Below are 16673 nucleotides of genomic sequence, written 5' to 3'. Positions count from 1 at the left end.
CGTCCGCGGCGCGTGCGCCCACGGACGCCTCCCTTCCCAACCGAGATTCTCTTCATGACCACGCCTTCTTCCCCCGTCGTTCAGGACAATCCGTCGAAGCACCGTTTCGAGTTCGCGTCGCAAGGCGAACGCGCGGTCGCGATCTACTCCCTCGAGGGCGACGTCATCACGTTCGTCCACACCCTGGTGCCCGAGGCGCTGCAGGGCCAGGGCGTTGCCAGGCAACTGGTGCTGGCGGGGCTGGCCTCCGCGCGCGAGCGCGGCCTGCGCGTCGTTCCGAAGTGCCCCGTGTTCGCCGCCTACATGCGCACGCATCCCGAAACCCACGACCTGCTGGCCGATGAGGGCCGCACGCTGCTCGGTCTCTGAGACGGCCGGCGCCTGGTCATCCAGGCCGGGGGCACTTCCGGGCCCTGCAGTGGACGGCTTGGGCCTGCGGTCGCCAGGGGCGATGCCCGTGGCGATAATCCCCGGATGCGAATCCGCTTTACCAAGATGCAGGGAGCCGGCAACGATTTCGTCGTGCTGGACGAAACACGCGGCACGCTGGGCCTCAGCGCCGCGCAATACCGCTTTCTGGCCGACCGCCACTTCGGCGTCGGCGCCGACCAGATCCTCACGGTGCGGCCCTCGCCGGGCGAAGGCATCGACTTCCAGTACGTGATCCACAACTCCGACGGCGGCGAGGTGGAGCAGTGCGGCAACGGCGCGCGCTGCTTCATGCGCTATGTCAGCGAACACCAGCTGACCGGGAAGAAGCAGGTGCGCGTGCAGACGCTCTCCGGCGTGATCGAGCCCCGCATGGGCGCCGACGGCCGCGTCACTGTCGACATGGGCGCTCCCATCTTCGAACCCGCCCGCGTGCCCTTCGACCCCGCCGGGCTCGACCCCCAGCCCGAGGGCGGGTGGCACAAGTGGCACCTGGCCCTCGGCACCCACGCCGGCAGCGCTATCGTTTCCGTAGCTGTGCTCTCGATGGGCAACCCGCATGCGGTGCAGGTGGTGGACGACGTCGACACCGCGCCCGTGGCCGAGCAGGGCCCGCGGATCGAGCACCACCCGCGCTTTCCGCAGCGGGTGAACGCCGGGTTCATGCAGGTGGTCGATCGTTCCAACATCCGGCTGCGGGTGTTCGAGCGCGGCGCCGGCGAAACGCTGGCCTGCGGCACCGGCGCCTGCGCGGCGGTGGTTGCGGGCATCCGCCTGGGGCTGCTGGAGCGCCGCGTGGACGTGCAGACGCACGGCGGCGTGCTGACGATCGAGTGGCAGGGGGAGGGCCAGCCGGTGCTGATGACCGGGCCGGCCGTCACGGTCTTCGAGGGAGACATCGAGGTGCCGGAGCTGCCATGACCCAATTCACGAGCAACAACAACGACGCCAACGCCATGAATCCGATCACCGAAGACGACATCGCCAACTACCTGGCGAACACGCCCGACTTCTTCGAGCGCCATGCGCAGCTGCTGGCGCAGGTGCAGCTCACCAGCCCGCACGGCAACCGCGCCGTGAGCCTGCAGGAGCGCCAGGCCGAGATGCTGCGCGAGAAGATCAAGGCGCTGGAGCATCGCCTGATGGACATGATGCGCCACGGCACCGAGAACGTCGTCATCGCCGACCGCCTGCAGCGCTGGACCACGGGCCTGCTGACCACGCGCGACCCGCGCAGCCTGCCGTACCGCATCGCGGTCGACCTGCAGTCGCTCTTCCTGGTGCCGCAGACGGCCATCAAGGTATGGGACTGCAGCGGCGAGTACCTCAACGAGGCCTACGCCCAGTGGGTGAGCGACGACGTGAAGGCGCTGGCCACCTCGCTGACCTCGCCGTACTGCGGGCTGAACTCGGGCTTCGAGGCCTCCAGCTGGCTGCCGGAGCCGCAGTCCGCGATGTCGATCGCGCTGATTCCGCTGCGCCCCGGCCCCGAGGCGCCGGCCTTCGGGCTGCTGGTGCTGGCCTCGCCCGACGCCCAGCGCTTCAACTCCGAGATGGGCACCGACTTCCTCGAGCGCATCGCCGAGCTGGCCTCGGGCGCGCTTTCGCGGCTGCGTCCTTGAAACGCCCGCGCTGGCTGCGTTGGCCCTGGCAGGTCGTGCTGGCCTGCGGGCTGGCGGGCGTGCTGCTGGTGTATGCGGCCATCGGGGCGTTCAACTGGCGGCATTCCGAAGACCTGCTCGCGAATCCGCCCCGGCGCCAGGCCGACGCGGCGCTGGTGCTCGGCAGCCGCGCGTACCTCGACGGCAAGCCGCACCCGTGCCTGACCGGTCGTGTCGATACGGCCCTGGCGCTGGCGAAGGCCGGGCTCGTGAGGCAGCTGGCCTTCTCGGGCGGCGTGGATTCCGAGGACAGCCGCATCGAGGCCATCACGATGGGCGAGCACGCCATCGCCTCGGGCTTCACCGGGCCGATGGTGCTGGAGCCCGCATCGACCTCCACGAGGCTGAACCTGTCGCTGTCGCGCCCGCTGCTGCTGGCCGCGGGGGTGCGCCGCGTGGTCATCGTGTCGGAGCCCTTCCATCTGTGGCGCGTCGAGCGTCTCGTGAAGATGAGCGGCTTCGACAAGAGCTTCGACGTGCAGTACGCGGCAGCGCCCACGTCCTGCTGGCAGGCGCTCGGGCCCTTATCCAAGGGCGCGTTGCGCGAGCCGGCGGCCATCATCAACAATGCGGCCCATGGCTACCTCTTCTAGTGCGCCCCCAGGCTTCGCGCACTTCGTGTCGCTCCGCCTAACCCCTCGCCGGGGGCGACACCTGCGGCCCGGCAAAGCCGGTTCCGCGGCATTCCTGAGCCTGGCCCTGCGCTGAGCAAATGGACTGGATCGAGAAATACCTGGAGCACGTGCGCGTCGAGCGCCGGCTCGCGGCGCGTACGGTCGAGCTCTACGCCTTCCACCTGCAGTCCCTGCGCGAGCACGCCGCCGAAGCGAAGCTGCCGCTGGACCGCGTGCAGACGGCCCACATCCGCCGCTGGATGGCGCAGCTGCACAGCGCCGGGCGCGAGCCGCGCGGCATCGCGCTGGTGCTGTCGTGCTGGCGCAGCTTCTACCGCTGGCTGGGGCACGAAGGGCTGGTCGGCTTCAACCCGGTGCAGGACGTGCACGCGCCCAAGGCCGGCCGGCCGCTGCCCAAGGCGCTGGGCGTGGACGACGCGGTCCGGCTCGCCGAGCTCTACGACCCCGAGGCCGACCCCTGGACCGAGACGCGCGACGGCGCCATCGTCGAGGTGCTCTACGGCTGCGGCCTGCGCGTGAGCGAGCTCACTGGGCTCGACGCGCAGGCCAGCGCCACGGCGCGCGGCTGGGTCGATCTCGATGCGATGGAGGCCAGCGTGCTCGGCAAGGGCAGCAAGCGCCGCATCGTGCCCATCGGCAGCAAGGCGGGCGAGGCGCTGCGCGACTGGCTCGCGGTGCGCGGCGACTGCCCCGGGCTCACCACCGCCCGGCTGCGCGACCCCCAGGCCGCGGCCGCGCTCTTCATCAGCGCCAAGGGCATGCGCATGTCGTCGCAGGCGGTGTGGAAGCTGCTGCGCGAGCGCAGCCTCAAGGCCGGCCTCTCGGCGCCGGTGCATCCGCACATGCTGCGCCATTCCTTCGCGAGCCACGTGCTGCAGTCCAGCAGCGACCTGCGCGCGGTGCAGGAGTTGCTGGGCCACGCCAGCATCGCGACCACGCAGGTCTACACGCGGCTGGACTTCCAGCACCTGGCCAAGGTCTACGACGCGGCGCATCCGCGGGCCAAGGCCCGCGAAGACAAAGACAAGTAAGCGACAAGAAACAATGAAAACCCTTCGCCTCAAGCCCGGCAAGGAGCGCTCGCTGCAGCGCCGCCATCCCTGGGTGTTCGAATCCGCCATCGCGCGCGGCGGCGCCGACTCCGGCGAGACTGTGCGCGTCGAATCGCACGACGGCACCTTTCTCGCATGGGCCGCCTTCAGCCCTCTTTCCAAGATCCGCGCGCGGGCCTGGAGCTTCACCGAGGCGCAGCGCATCGATGCGGCCTTCCTCGCCTCGCTGTGCGCCCGAGCAGTGGCCGCGCGAGGCCTGTTCGACCTGCAGAGCGACGGCGTGCGGCTGGTGCACGGCGAGGCCGACGGACTGCCGGGGCTGATCGTCGACCGCTACGGCGACACGCTGGTGGCGCAGTTCCTCTCGGCCGGCGTGGAGCGCTGGAAGGGCGCGCTGGCCGATGCGCTGCTGAAGGCCACGGGTCTTTCGAAGCTCTACGAGCGCTCCGACGCGAGCGGCCGCGAGCGCGAGGGCCTGAAGCCGGTCACCGGCTGGCTGCGCGGCGAAGGGCCGACCGAGATCGTGATCCGCGAGCACGGCTGGAAGCTGTCGCTGGACGTCGCCACCGGCCACAAGACCGGCTTCTACCTCGACCAGCGCGACAGCCGCCAGCGCTTCGCCGAGCTGGCGCAGCACCGGCGCTTCAGGCGCGTGCTGAACTGCTTCTGCTACACGGGCGGGTTCACCGTGGCGGCACTGGCGGGGCTGAAGGCCGCGGGCGCGCTCGAGGGCGCGCAGCTGGTGTCGGTCGATTCGTCGCTGCCGGCGCTGGAGCGGGCGAGGGGGCATCTGGCGCTCAACGGCTTCGATGCCGCCGGCGGGCAGGGCATCGAGGCCGAGTTCCTCGACGCCAACGTCAACACGGTGCTGCGCGAGTTCATCGACCAGGGCCGCACCTTCGACGCCATCGTGCTCGATCCGCCCAAGTTCGCGCCCACCGTGGCGCATGCCGAGCGGGCCTCGCGGGCCTACAAGGACATCAACCGGCTGGCGCTGAAGATCCTGGAGCCGGGCGGGGTGCTCCTGACCTTCTCGTGCTCGGGCGGCATCAGCGCCGACCTGTTCCACAAGATCGTGGCCTCGGCGGGGCTCGATGCGGGCGTGGACGGCTACATCGCCGAGCGGCTGGGTGCTGCGCCCGACCATCCGATGACCATCGAATTCCCGGAAGGCGAATACCTGAAGGGGCTGGTGGTGGTCAGGAAGCCTGCCTGAACGACGCTTGACCCTGCCGGCAACGCAACTCAGTGGCATTGGCTAAACTGCCGGGCCGCGCCTTCCACGGCCCCCATTTCCCGTTTTCCGCTTCCGGAGCACTTTCCCCATGGCCCTCATTCCCGCGACCATCCTCACCGGCTTTCTCGGCTCGGGCAAGACCACGCTGCTCAAACGCATCCTGACCGAGGCCCACGGCCAGAAGATCGCGGTCATCGAGAACGAGTTCGGCGAGGAGAACATCGACAGCGACATCCTCGTGACCGAGTCGAAGGAGCAGATCGTGCAGATGAGCAACGGCTGCGTCTGCTGCACCATCCGCGAAGACCTGCGCGAGGCGCTGCAGCTGCTGGCCGCCAAGAAGCGCCAGGGCCTGCTCGACTTCGACCGCGTGGTGATCGAGACCACCGGCCTGGCCGACCCCGGCCCCGTGGCCCAGACCTTCTTCATGGACGACGAGATCGCCGAGAGCTACCTGCTCGACTCGATCCTCACGCTGGTGGATGCCAAGCACGCGCCGCAGCAGCTCAACGACCGCCAGGAAGCGCGCCGCCAGGTGGGCTTCGCCGACCAAATCTTCATCAGCAAGAGCGACCTGGTCTCGGCCGAGGAGACCGACGCGCTGATCCACCGCCTGAAGCACATGAACCCGCGCGCGCCGCAGCAGAAGGCGCATTTCGGCGAAGTGCCGCTCAAGGACATCTTCGACCTGCGCGGCTTCAACCTGAACGCCAAGCTCGACATCGACCCCGACTTCCTCAAGGAAGACGACCACGACCATCACCACCATGACCACGCGCATGGCGAGCACTGCGACCACCCCTCGCACAAGCACGACGGCCATGGCCACCACCACCACGTGGACGACGACGTGAAGAGCTTCGTCTACAAGGCCGACCGCGCCTTCGACCCTGCCAAGCTGGAAGACTTCCTGGGCGCGATCGTCAACATCTACGGCCCGCGCATGCTGCGCTACAAGGGCGTGCTGAACATGAAGGGCACCGAGCGCAAGGTGATCTTCCAGGGCGTGCACCAGCTCATGGGCAGCGACCTGGGCCCGGAATGGGGCAAGGACGAGGCGCGCCAGAGCCGCATGGTGTTCATCGGCATCGAGCTGCCGCGCGAGATCCTGGAGCAGGGCCTGGAGCAGTGCCTGGTCTAGGCTGACCCCCAGGCTGCGCGCACTTCGTGTCGCTGCGCCAACCCCCTTTCAGGGGGCAACACCGGTGGCCCGGCAAAGCCGGTTCCACGGTGTTTCCCGACGAACCCGGCTACTTGCCCGAGCCGTTCATGCCGGGCGCCTCGCCCAGCGGCTTGCCGTTGACCTTCAGGGCGCCTTCGCTGAACTCCACCTGGGCGGTGACGTCGTCGCCGTCGCGCTTCACGAAGCCACTTTGCTCGCCCTGTTCGACCAGGCCGGCCACCATTTCGGGCGGGGGCGTCTGGCCGCTCTCTGCGCCGGTCTCGGCCAGCTTCTCGAGCCACTTCATGGGCAGCCGCGCGTGGGCCTTGAGCACGCCGCGCTTCATCATCAGCGCCGTGCCCGGCAGCTGCAGGTCTTCGTCCGTCACGCCGGCCATGCCGGCTGAGTAGCCGAGCTCGGCGCGCTTGCCGTCGATCTCGACCAGCATCTTGTCGATGCCGGCCTCGGGCGCGTACTTGGCCATGGCCTTGAGGTCGGGCGTGAGCTGCTCGACCAGCGCCTGCATGGCCGCCTGGGAAGCCTTGCTGCCGCCCTTGCCGCAGCTGTTGGCGGCGCTGGACTGCATCCATGCGTCGGCCAGCTTCCTGTAGCCGGCGCCGTGGATGCGGCGCGCGCCGCTGGTCAGTTCGAACTTGTCGATCTTCGTATTGCCGATCTTGCCGGTGCCCCTGAGCGTGCCGGTGGAGGCGTAGAGGCCGTCCTTGATGCTTGCGTCGCCCACCAGGTCGATGCCCTGCAGAACGACGGGCGGCAGCGCCTTCGGCGGTTCGGCGCCGTCCTCGGCCGCCTTCTTCGAGACGGTGAATTCCAGGGTGTCGAGCCGGCCCTCGGTTTTGCCGGTGGCCAGGAACCAGCCGGCGCTGCTGTCCAGGTCGGCCTTGGCGACGAGCTTGCCCATCTTCATGGTCACGCCGCTCTTCGCGTCGCTGAAGTCGAGGCCGGGCATGCTCAGGTCGTAGCGGGCGTGGGTGCGCGCGGCGTTCACCTCCACGCGGGCCTGCACGCCCTGCCAGTCGAGGCGGCCCTTGCCGTCCTCGGCCAACTTGGCGGGCGCGACCGTCAGGTCGGTGGTGAAGGCGCCATCGAAGCCGACCTTGGTGCGCGCCGACAGGGGCCTGGCCTCGCCGAACAGCTTCTTCGCCGCGGCCCGGGCCTTGTCGTCGAGCACCAGTTCGCTGTCGATGGTGGCGGCCGCCAGCGTGCCGCCGGCCAGCGGGCCGTGGTGGATGGTGTCGCGGATGGTCAGGCGCAGCTGCTTCGGCGGCTTGATGGCGGAGTCGCCGTCTTCCTCGGCCTGCTCTTCTTCGTCTTCGGCCGGGTCGGCGGCGGGCTGCTGCGCGCTTGCCGCGGCATCGGCCGCGCAGCCGATCTCCAGCGTGACGGTGCTGACCGCGCCCAGGAAGCCGCGCTCGTACTTGCGCTCGGTCACGCGCACCAGGGCGGTCTGCTTCGGCAGCTCGTCCAGTGCGGCGTCGTAGCGCGACTTGATCTGCGAACCGGCCCACCAGGTGCTGCCGCCGTAGGCGACGGCGATGGCTGCGGCCAGGACTCCCAAAACTGCTTTCTTGTTCAAGGCTCGTGCTTTCTTGTATGTCTTGCGATCGATCGGAGTGATCGGATAGGCCCCCGGCGCCATATGGACAAGGCGCCGGAGCCGCGCGCCGCCCCCTCCGGCGGCGCCGCGCGATGCTAACGGAGTCGGACGGCACGCCGAACATGTCCCGCGCCTTCGAGTTCTCTATACAATCGCGCGCCTGTTTCGCAAGCCACGTCCTGATCCCAGGGACAAGATGTGACTTCCGGCATGGGGCGCCGTACGTTTCTGGCGGGCTTTCGGGGGTATAACCCCGGGGTTCGCCACATGGCGGGCACCCCGACAACGGGGGCCTGTGCGGCCGGAGGCCGCAAGGGCGCCCATGGGAGGAGGCACCCAGTGAAAGCGCGTTCCAGTTCGTCCAAGGAGCCAGTCACCGTGAAGAAACCCGCCGCCAAGGCCACGCCAGCAACCAAGCCCGCCGCCAAGAAGGCGCCGGCTGCGAAGCAGGCTGTACCTGCGGCCGCGAAGGCTTCCGGTTCCGCGACCAAGGAGAAGAGCGAGAAGAGCGCCCCGTCCAAGAAGCCCGCAGCGCCGCCGGCCAAGGCCGCGACCGCTGCGACAAAGAAGTCCGCCAAGCCTGCAACTGCCGCCACGAAGAGCGCGGACGCGGGCGCATCGTCATCCAAACCTGTCGGCCGTCCTGCGGCTGTTTCTTCTGTTCCCCCGATCCCCATGAAAAAAACGGCTGCCGCCTCCACTTCCGCTCCGGCGACACCCTCGATGCCCGCCCAAACCCCCACGCCAGCTCCCGCCGCGCGTGGCGGCCGCGTGTCCCGGCTGTCGCAACTGACCGTCCCCTCGATGCCGCAGTCGGTGGCGTCGACGGCCGCCAAGTCCACCTTCTCCCCGACCCATTCCAACGCGCTGGTGCCTCCGCCGCCCCTCGCCATCAAGAAAGATCCGAAACTGGCCAACAACTGGAAAACCAAATCGCCCGCCGAACTGACCGATGCCGAAGTCATCGCGATGCCGGACGACGAGTACATGAACGAAAAGCAGATGGCGTTCTTCCGCCTGAAGCTCGAAGCGCTCAAGCGCGGCATCCTCGAGAACGCCGGCGAGACCACCGAGCACCTGCGTGAAGACACGGTGGTCGTGCCCGATCCGGCCGACCGCGCCACCATCGAGGAGGAACATGCCCTCGAACTGCGCACCCGCGACCGCGAGCGCAAGCTGCTCAAGAAGATCGAGCAGTCGATCCAGCGCATCGACGCCGGCGACTACGGCTACTGCGACGAGACCGGCGAGCCCATCGGTGTCGGCCGCCTGCTGGCCCGCCCGACGGCGACGCTGTCGCTCGAGGCGCAGCAGCGCCGCGAGCTGAAGCAGAAGATGTTCGGGGACTGAAGCACTCCAAGGTAGATAAGAGCCAGCGTCTTCGATAGCCTTTTCCGAATGCCAAAGGAAGATACGGGCCGCCTTCTGTCCAAGGTGGCCAAGTTTGTCCGCAATCCCCTCAAGGATTGGTCGGAGCTGGACGCGCCTTCCTCCTCCAATGCGGCCTCGGACTCCTCGCTGCCCGCGCAGACCTACAGCCGGGAGATGCTCAAGGAGATGATCGAGCGGCGCCAGCGCAACGATTTCGTGCGCCGGCGCGAGTTCGACATGCTGCGCAAGCTGCGCCAGCGCGAGGCCGCCGCGCATGCCTTCGAGGCGACGGTCACGCCGTCCTCCTTCAACGTCAACAGTTCCTCCGAGAGGCTGGAGGGCCGCGCGCTCACGCTCAAGAAGATCGACGAGATCGAGCAGCAGATGTCGCAGCAGTGGTGGAAGGGGCGCGGGCCGAATGGCGAGACGCTGGTGAATCCGCCTCCCGAGGCCGGCGCCGAGACCCTGCCGCCGGTGGACACCGACGAACTGCTGTCGGAGCCCGCGCCGCCATCCCTGGCGGTGGAGGCGCCGCAGGGTGGCGCCGAGCCCGATGCCGCGCCGGCCGTGGCGCCCGGCGTGCCGCTGATGTCGTCTCGCCTGGCCCATGACGGCGCGCTCGAGGAGGCTGTGATCCGCTTCGCCCACGGCGACGACACCGGCGCCGAGGCGATCCTGCTGCAGGCCCTGGCTTCCCCGCCCGATAGCGTGTCGCCCGTCGAGAGCGCGAGCGACGCAACCAACGAGCGCGACGACAACCGCTGGCGCGCACTCTTCGACCTGTACCGTGCCACCGGCGATGCCGCCAAGTTCGCCGCCGCGCGCATGCGCTATGCGCAGCGCATGCGCCGCATGGGGCCCGACTGGGTCTCGCTCGAGGAACTGGCGCGCAGCGTCAAGGCCGTCACCGCCAGCGAGGAGGCTGCCGGCCTCACCGAAGGCGGCGCTTCCGCCGACTGGACCTGCCCGGCCCGCCTGGCGCGCGAGGGCCTCATCGAGCTGACGCGCGCGCTGTCGAAGGCGGGCCCCGTGTGGACGCTCGACTGGCGCGGCCTGCAGGCCATCGAGCCCGAGGCTGCCGCGCCGCTGCGTGTGCTGTTCAATCACTGGGCCGATTCGCCCGTGCAGCTTCGCTTCATGGGTTCGGCGCAATTGCTGGCGGTGCTGTCCGAAGCCGCGCCCAACAACGAGCGCAGCACCGACGACGTCTGGTGGCAGCTGCACCTGGCAGCGCTGCGCCTGATGCACCTGCCCGACGACTTCGAGCTGGTGGCGCTCAATTACTGCATCACCTACGAGGTGTCGCCGCCCGCCTGGCAGGACCCGAAGGGCGAATGCACCACGCCGGCTGCACCGCCTGCGAGCCGGCCGAGCTCGGTCTGGTCGCTGCTGTCGGTCGGCGGCGATTCCGAGAGCTTTCCTTCCACCGACAGCGGCTTCGCCGCGCTGGCAGGCGATCTGCGCGGCGAGTCGCTGTCGTGCTGGCAGCGGCTGGACCACGACCTGCGCCACACCACGGCGCCCGTCATCTCGTGCGCGGCGCTGCTGCGCATGGACCTCGCCGCCGCGGGCACGCTGCTGAGCTGGGTTCGGGCGCGCGACGCCAACGGCGAGCGCGTTCAGTTCGTCGATGCGCACCGGCTCATCGCGGCGCTGTTCAACCTGGTAGGCATAGCCGATCACGCCACCGTGGCGGTTAGGAAAAACTAAAAAGCGCGCCGCCTTGCGGCGGTTGCATTGCCGTCGCGCACCCCCAGATGGCTGCGATGGAACAGTTTCACGGCACCACCATCGTGAGCGTGCGCCGCAAGACCCCCCAGGGCGATCAGGTCGCCATCGGCGGGGACGGGCAGGTCACTCTCGGCAACATCGTCATCAAGGGCTCGGCGCGCAAGGTGCGCCGCCTGTATCACGGCAAGGTGCTTGCCGGCTTCGCGGGCGCCACGGCGGACGCCTTCACGCTCTTCGAGCGTTTCGAGGCCAAGCTCGAGAAGCACCAGGGGCACCTGACCCGCGCCGCGGTCGAGCTCACCAAGGACTGGCGCACCGACCGCGTGCTGCGCAAGCTCGAAGCGATGCTCGCCGTGGCCGACGCCACCACCTCCCTCATCATCACCGGCAACGGCGACGTGCTGGAGCCCGAAGACGGCGTGATCGCCATCGGCTCGGGCGGCGCGTATGCCCAGTCGGCGGCCAAGGCGCTGATCGAGAACACCGAGCTTTCGGCCGAGCAGATCGTGCGCAAATCGCTGGCGATCGCCGGAGAAATCTGCATTTACACGAACATGAACCACACGGTGGAAGCGCTCTGACCATGTCCATGACCCCCCAGGAGATCGTCTCCGAGCTCGACAACCACATCGTCGGCCAGCCGGCCGCCAAGCGCGCGGTGGCCATCGCGCTGCGCAACCGCTGGCGCCGCCAGCAGGTCGACGAGAAGCTGCGCCACGAGATCACCCCGAAGAACATCCTCATGATCGGCCCCACGGGCGTGGGCAAGACCGAGATCGCCCGCCGCCTCGCGCGCCTGGCCGACGCGCCCTTCATCAAGGTCGAGGCCACCAAGTTCACCGAAGTGGGCTACGTGGGCAAGGACGTCGATTCGATCATCCGCGACCTGGCCGAGATCGCCGTCAAGCAGACCCGCGAGGCCGAGAGCATCAAGGTGCGCGCGCGCGCCGAGGATGCCGCCGAGGAGCGCATCCTCGACGTGCTCCTGCCCCAGGCGCGCAGCGCCGACGGCACCTCCACCGCGACCGACACCAGCAATGCCACCCGCCAGGCCTTCCGCAAGAAGCTGCGCGAGCACCAGCTCGACGACAAGGAGATCGAACTCGACCTCGCCGAGACCCGCGCGCCGCTGGAGATCATGGGCCCGGCCGGCATGGAGGAAATGACCGAGCAGCTGCGCGGCATGTTCGGCCAGCTCGGCGGCGGCAAGCGCAAGACGCGCAAGCTCAAGATCGCCGAGGCGATGCGCCTGCTGACCGACGAGGAGGCCACCAAGCTGGTCAACGAGGACGAGATCCGCACGCAGGCGATCGCCAATGCCGAGCAGAACGGCATCGTCTTCATCGACGAGATCGACAAGGTCGCCACCCGCAGCGAAGCCCAGGGCTCCGACGTGTCGCGCCAGGGCGTGCAGCGCGACCTGCTGCCGCTGGTGGAGGGCACTGCCGTCAGCACCAAGTACGGCGTGGTGCGCACCGACCACATGCTGTTCATCGCGAGCGGCGCCTTCCACCTGAGCAAGCCCAGCGACCTCATCCCGGAGCTGCAGGGGCGCTTTCCGATCCGCGTGGAGCTGCAGTCGCTCTCGGTGGCGGACTTCGAGAGCATCCTCACGCAGACGCGCGCATCGCTTGTCAAGCAGTACCAGGCGCTGCTTGCCACCGAGGGCGTGACGCTCGAATTCACGCCCGAGGGCGTGAACCGGCTGGCCGCCATCGCCTTCGAGGTGAACGAGCGCACCGAGAACATCGGCGCACGGCGCCTGTCGACCGTGATGGAGCGCCTGCTGGATGAGGTAAGCTTCGACGCGACCCGCCTCGAAGGGCAATCGATCCGCATCGATGCCGCCTACGTCGACCAGCGCCTTGCGGCACTAAGTCACGACGAAGACCTTTCGCGCTTCATCCTCTGAAGCCGCTTCTCTTCCCCCTGTAACGGGGGAATCCTTCACGCATCACTTTCATTGCGTGAGCTAAGTACTTCATTTTCAACGAAATTCGCCGGTTCCAAGGATTTGGAATCGGCGCTAAGTCGTTGATTCCATTACAAAAAATAGCCCAAACGGCCAGTTGCTTCCGAAGTGTTTCCTGCTACAGTGCAAAAAAGTGCAGTTAAGTGGGAAAAAGTGCGATTAGTGCCCCTTCCGGGTGCCGCAGCACTCCCAACACAGGGGTTTCGTGGTCGTGTTTCAAGGCGCTTCATCGCTCAGTCTGGATGCCAAGGGGCGGCTCTCCGTGCCGACCCGGCATCGTGACGTCCTGAGCGCGACGGCAGGCGGCCAGCTCACGATCACCAAGCATCCGCACGGATGCCTGATGGTGTTCCCCCGTCCCGAATGGGAGAAGTTCCGCGAGCGCATCGCCGCGCTGCCGATGTCGGCGCAGTGGTGGAAGCGCGTCTTCCTGGGCAATGCCATGGACGTCGAGATGGACGGCACCGGCCGCGTCCTCGTCTCCCCCGAGCTGCGCGCGGCCACCGGCATCACGCGCGAGACGCTGCTGCTGGGCATGGGCAACCACTTCGAACTCTGGGACAAGGCCACCTACGAGGCCAAGGAGGCCGAGGCCACCCAGGGCGAGATGCCGGACGTATTCCAGGACTTCGCGTTCTGAGGGGCACCGTGAACACGCCCTGGACCCACACGACCGTCTTGCTCGGCGAGGCGGTGGAAGCTCTTCTATCCGGCAGCTCCGCGGCTGCCGGCACCTACGTGGACGCCACCTTCGGAAGAGGAGGTCACGCGCGCGCGATCCTCGCGCGGCTGGCGCCGGAAGGCAGGCTCATCGCGTTCGACAAGGATGCGGAAGCAGTGGCCGAAGCAGCGCGCATCTCCGATGCGCGTTTTTCCATCCGGCACCAGGGATTCCGTTCGATCGGCGAGCTGCCCGAGGCGAGCGTCGCGGGCCTGCTCATGGACCTGGGCGTGAGCTCGCCGCAGATCGACAACCCGGTGCGCGGTTTCAGTTTTCGTTTCGATGGCCCGCTCGACATGCGCATGGACACCACGCGCGGGGAGAGCGTGGCCGAGTGGCTGGCGACGGCCGAACTACAGCAGATTGCAGAGGTGATCCGTGACTATGGCGAAGAACGGTTTGCTGTTCAGATTGCAAAGGCGATTGTTGCTCGCCGACAAGAACGGGGCCCAATTTCAACCACCACCGAACTGGCCGAGCTCGTGGCTGGCACGGTCAAAACCCGCGAGCCGGGCCAGAACCCTGCAACGCGCACATTTCAGGCTTTTCGGATTTTCATCAACGCCGAGCTTGAAGAGCTGCAACAGGCGCTAGAAGCCAGCCTTTCGGTGCTGAAGCCCGGCGGACGGCTCGCGGTCATCAGCTTCCATTCGCTGGAGGACCGCATCGTCAAGCAGTTCATCGCGAAGCATTCGAAGGAGGTCTACGACCGCCGCGCGCCTTTCGCCGCGCCCAAGGCCATGAAGCTGCGCGCGCTGGAGCGCATCAAGCCCTCCGAAGCCGAGGTGAGCGGGAATCCGCGGGCGCGCAGCGCCATCCTTCGCGTCGCCGAACGCACGGAGGCTGCATGAAGCCCGTCTCCAGCCTTCGCGCGCTTCGTGTCGCATCGTCGACCGCCTTCCGGCGGCAGCACCAGCGGCCCGGCAAAGCCGGTTCCGCGGTGTCCCTTGAAAGAAAGGGACGCTGACATGGCCCGGATCAACCTGCTCCTGCTGCTGGCCGTCATCGCGACGGCTTTGTACCTTGTGCACACCCAGTACCTGTCGCGCCAGCTCTACACCGAGCTCGACCGCGCGCAGCAGGACGCCCGCCGCCTCGAGACCGAGCGCGACCGCCTGCAGGTCGAGAAGCGCGCGCAGGCCACGCCGCTGCGCGTGGAGAAGCTCGCCAAGGAGCAGCTGCAGATGCGCACCACCTCGCCGGCGATCACGCAGTACGTGCGCCCCGACGGCTCGGTGATTCCCGCGGTCGCGCCCGTGGCGCCGGCTGCACCGGCGACCGCCACCACCAGGCCGGCGGCCAAGCCGGCCGCCGCAGCGAGGGCCGCACGATGAGCCGAGGCAACCGCAGCGTGCGCTACACCACCAGCCCCCTGCTCGCAAGCAAGACGCCGGTGTGGCGCAGCAAGCTCATCGTCGCCGGCATCGCCTTCGGCTTCCTGGTGCTGGCCGGGCGTGCGGCCTACGTGCAGGTGATCGGCAACAGCTTCTTCCAGCGGCAGGGCGAGGTGCGCTTCGCGCGCACGCTGGAGCTGCCGGCCAACCGCGGCCGCATCCTCGACCGCAACGGGCTCATCCTCGCCTCGAGCGTGGTGGCGCCCAGCATCTGGGCCATCCCGGAGGACATCGAGCGCGACGACCCCGAGGTGCGCGCCAAGCTCAAGCAGGTGGCCAAGCTGCTGGAGATGCCGCAGAAGGAGTTCGACAAGAAGCTGGAGGACGAGGACAAGACCTTCGTCTGGATCAAGCGCCAGGTCGACGAGCCCATCGCCAAGCAGATCGCGGCGATGAACCTCAAGGGCATCTACCAGCGCAAGGAATACAAGCGCCAGTACCCCGAGGGCGAGGCCGCCGCGCACGTGGTGGGCTTCACCAACGTGGAGGACAGCGGCCAGGAAGGCATCGAGCTGGCCTTCAACAAGGACCTGGCGGGCAAGGCCGGCTCGCGCCGCGTCATCAAGGACCGCCTCGGCCGCGTGGTCGAGGGTGTGGGCGAGACCGTGCCCCCGGTCGACGGCAAGGACATCCAGCTCAGCGTCGACAGCAAGGTGCAGTTCTTCGCCTACCAGAAGCTGCGCGACGCCGTGACCGCGCGCAAGGCCAAGGCCGGCAGCGTGGTGGTGCTCGATTCGGTTACCGGCGAGGTGCTGGCGCTGGCCAACTACCCGAGCTACGTGCCCGACAAGCGCCAGAACCTCACCGGCGAGCAGCTTCGCAACCGCGCCATCACCGACACCTTCGAGCCCGGCTCGACCATGAAGCCGATCACGGTGGCCATGGCGCTGGAAGCCGGCCGCGTGAAGCCCTCGACCCTGATCGAGACCGGCCCCGGCCGCTACCAGATCGGCGGCTTCACCATCAGCGACACCCACAACTACGGCACGCTCACGGTCGAGGGCGTCATCCAGAAGTCGAGCAACGTCGGCGCGCTCAAGATCGCCCAGAAGATGAGCCCGCACGAGATGTGGGACACCTACACGGCGCTGGGCTACGGCCAGAAGCCGCAGATCCAGTTCCCCGGCGCCGTCACCGGCCGCCTGCGTCCCTGGAAGACCTGGAAGCCGGTCGAGCAGGCCACCATGGCCTACGGCTACGGCCTGTCGGCTTCGCTGTTCCAGATGGCGCATTCGTACACCGCCTTCGCGCACGACGGCTCGCTCATCCCGGTGACGATCCTGAAGAACGCCGAACCGCCGAACGGCGTGCGCGTGTTCTCGCCGTCCAATGCACTGGCGGTTCGCAAGATGCTGCAGATGGCCGCCGGCCCCGGCGGCACCGGCACGCGTGCGCAGACGGTCGGCTATTCGGTCGGCGGCAAGTCGGGCACGGCCCACAAGCAGGTCGGCAAGGGCTACGCCAGCAACAAGTACCGCGCGTGGTTCACCGGCATGGCGCCCATCGAGAAGCCGCGCATCATCGTCGCAGTGATGATCGACGAGCCCAGCGACGGCCAGTATTTCGGCGGCCTGGCGGCCGCTCCCGTGTTCAGCGAGGTCGTGCAGCAGACGCTGCGCATGATGAACGTACCGCCCGACCTGGCGGTCAAACCGCTTGTGATGACGCAGGGCGTCGACGAGAGCTTCTGAAC

The 16673-nt window shown here is 68.2% G+C and carries 16 protein-coding genes; 15 read left to right on the top strand and 1 reads right to left on the bottom strand.

Going from position 1 to position 16673, the window contains the following annotated elements:
* The first annotated feature begins 54 nt into the window (after positions 1 to 54).
* The 7 genes from ACTJLF_RS22115 (at position 55) to ACTJLF_RS22085 (ending at position 6155) form a co-directional block, all read left to right on the top strand.
* Positions 55 to 369 carry a GNAT family N-acetyltransferase gene (locus ACTJLF_RS22115; RefSeq protein WP_019656737.1) on the top strand — a complete coding sequence of 105 codons (315 nt, stop codon included), beginning with the start codon at positions 55 to 57 and terminating at the stop codon, positions 367 to 369.
* A gap of 105 nt (positions 370 to 474) precedes the next feature.
* Complete coding sequence (dapF, locus tag ACTJLF_RS22110) at positions 475 to 1350, top strand: diaminopimelate epimerase (protein WP_126182519.1); 876 nt, start codon at positions 475 to 477, stop codon at positions 1348 to 1350.
* Complete coding sequence (locus tag ACTJLF_RS22105; protein WP_019656739.1) at positions 1347 to 2051, top strand: DUF484 family protein; 705 nt, start codon at positions 1347 to 1349, stop codon at positions 2049 to 2051. Before dapF ends, ACTJLF_RS22105 begins: the two co-directional genes overlap by 4 nt.
* Positions 2048 to 2683 carry a YdcF family protein gene (locus tag ACTJLF_RS22100; protein ID WP_126182520.1) on the top strand — a complete coding sequence of 212 codons (636 nt, stop codon included), beginning with the start codon at positions 2048 to 2050 and terminating at the stop codon, positions 2681 to 2683. The genes ACTJLF_RS22105 and ACTJLF_RS22100 overlap by 4 nt, the downstream gene beginning before the upstream one ends.
* A gap of 119 nt (positions 2684 to 2802) precedes the next feature.
* Positions 2803 to 3756, top strand: a complete 954-nt coding sequence (locus ACTJLF_RS22095) for a tyrosine recombinase XerC (RefSeq protein ID WP_126182521.1) — start codon at positions 2803 to 2805, stop codon at positions 3754 to 3756.
* A gap of 13 nt (positions 3757 to 3769) precedes the next feature.
* Positions 3770 to 4993 carry a class I SAM-dependent rRNA methyltransferase gene (locus tag ACTJLF_RS22090; RefSeq protein ID WP_019656742.1) on the top strand — a complete coding sequence of 408 codons (1224 nt, stop codon included), beginning with the start codon at positions 3770 to 3772 and terminating at the stop codon, positions 4991 to 4993.
* A gap of 109 nt (positions 4994 to 5102) precedes the next feature.
* Positions 5103 to 6155 (top strand): CobW family GTP-binding protein, encoded by a 1053-nt coding sequence (locus ACTJLF_RS22085; protein ID WP_126182522.1) that lies wholly within the window; start codon positions 5103 to 5105, stop codon positions 6153 to 6155.
* 109 nt (positions 6156 to 6264) lie between these two features.
* Here ACTJLF_RS22085 and ACTJLF_RS22080 read toward each other — a convergent pair whose 3' ends face one another.
* On the bottom strand, positions 6265 to 7770 hold the full coding sequence (locus ACTJLF_RS22080) for a YdgA family protein (RefSeq protein WP_440883909.1): 1506 nt from the start codon (positions 7768 to 7770) through the stop codon (positions 6265 to 6267).
* Positions 7771 to 7989: 219 nt separating this feature from the next.
* On the opposite strand from ACTJLF_RS22080, the gene dksA reads away from it, so the two are divergent.
* The 8 genes from dksA (at position 7990) to ACTJLF_RS22040 (ending at position 16671) form a co-directional block, all read left to right on the top strand.
* Positions 7990 to 9141, top strand: coding sequence for an RNA polymerase-binding protein DksA (gene dksA, locus ACTJLF_RS22075; protein WP_405054268.1), 1152 nt, complete (start codon positions 7990 to 7992; stop codon positions 9139 to 9141).
* Positions 9142 to 9189: 48 nt separating this feature from the next.
* The gene (locus tag ACTJLF_RS22070) at positions 9190 to 10872 is read left to right on the top strand and encodes an STAS domain-containing protein (protein WP_126182523.1); all 1683 of its coding nucleotides are present in this window, start codon (positions 9190 to 9192) and stop codon (positions 10870 to 10872) included.
* A 56-nt stretch (positions 10873 to 10928) separates the two neighbouring features.
* Positions 10929 to 11474, top strand: a complete 546-nt coding sequence (gene hslV, locus ACTJLF_RS22065; protein ID WP_019656748.1) for an ATP-dependent protease subunit HslV — start codon at positions 10929 to 10931, stop codon at positions 11472 to 11474.
* Between the two features lie 2 nt (positions 11475 to 11476).
* Complete coding sequence (hslU, locus tag ACTJLF_RS22060; protein ID WP_126182524.1) at positions 11477 to 12805, top strand: ATP-dependent protease ATPase subunit HslU; 1329 nt, start codon at positions 11477 to 11479, stop codon at positions 12803 to 12805.
* Between the two features lie 271 nt (positions 12806 to 13076).
* Positions 13077 to 13505: a division/cell wall cluster transcriptional repressor MraZ gene (mraZ, locus tag ACTJLF_RS22055; protein ID WP_026346603.1), complete on the top strand. Its 429-nt coding sequence runs from the start codon at positions 13077 to 13079 to the stop codon at positions 13503 to 13505.
* An 8-nt stretch (positions 13506 to 13513) separates the two neighbouring features.
* Positions 13514 to 14437: a 16S rRNA (cytosine(1402)-N(4))-methyltransferase RsmH gene (rsmH, locus tag ACTJLF_RS22050; protein WP_126182525.1), complete on the top strand. Its 924-nt coding sequence runs from the start codon at positions 13514 to 13516 to the stop codon at positions 14435 to 14437.
* A gap of 117 nt (positions 14438 to 14554) precedes the next feature.
* The gene (ftsL, locus tag ACTJLF_RS22045) at positions 14555 to 14920 is read left to right on the top strand and encodes a cell division protein FtsL (RefSeq protein WP_126182526.1); all 366 of its coding nucleotides are present in this window, start codon (positions 14555 to 14557) and stop codon (positions 14918 to 14920) included.
* Entirely contained in the window at positions 14917 to 16671 is a 1755-nt protein-coding gene (locus ACTJLF_RS22040; RefSeq protein ID WP_019656753.1) for a peptidoglycan D,D-transpeptidase FtsI family protein, read from the top strand. The genes ftsL and ACTJLF_RS22040 overlap by 4 nt, the downstream gene beginning before the upstream one ends.
* The last annotated feature ends 2 nt before the right edge of the window (positions 16672 to 16673 follow it).

The sequence above is a fragment of the Variovorax sp. 22077 genome, assembly GCF_052044195.1.
Lineage (GTDB): Bacteria > Pseudomonadota > Gammaproteobacteria > Burkholderiales > Burkholderiaceae_C > Variovorax > Variovorax atrisoli.
This window is presented reverse-complemented; position numbering and strand designations above follow the sequence as displayed.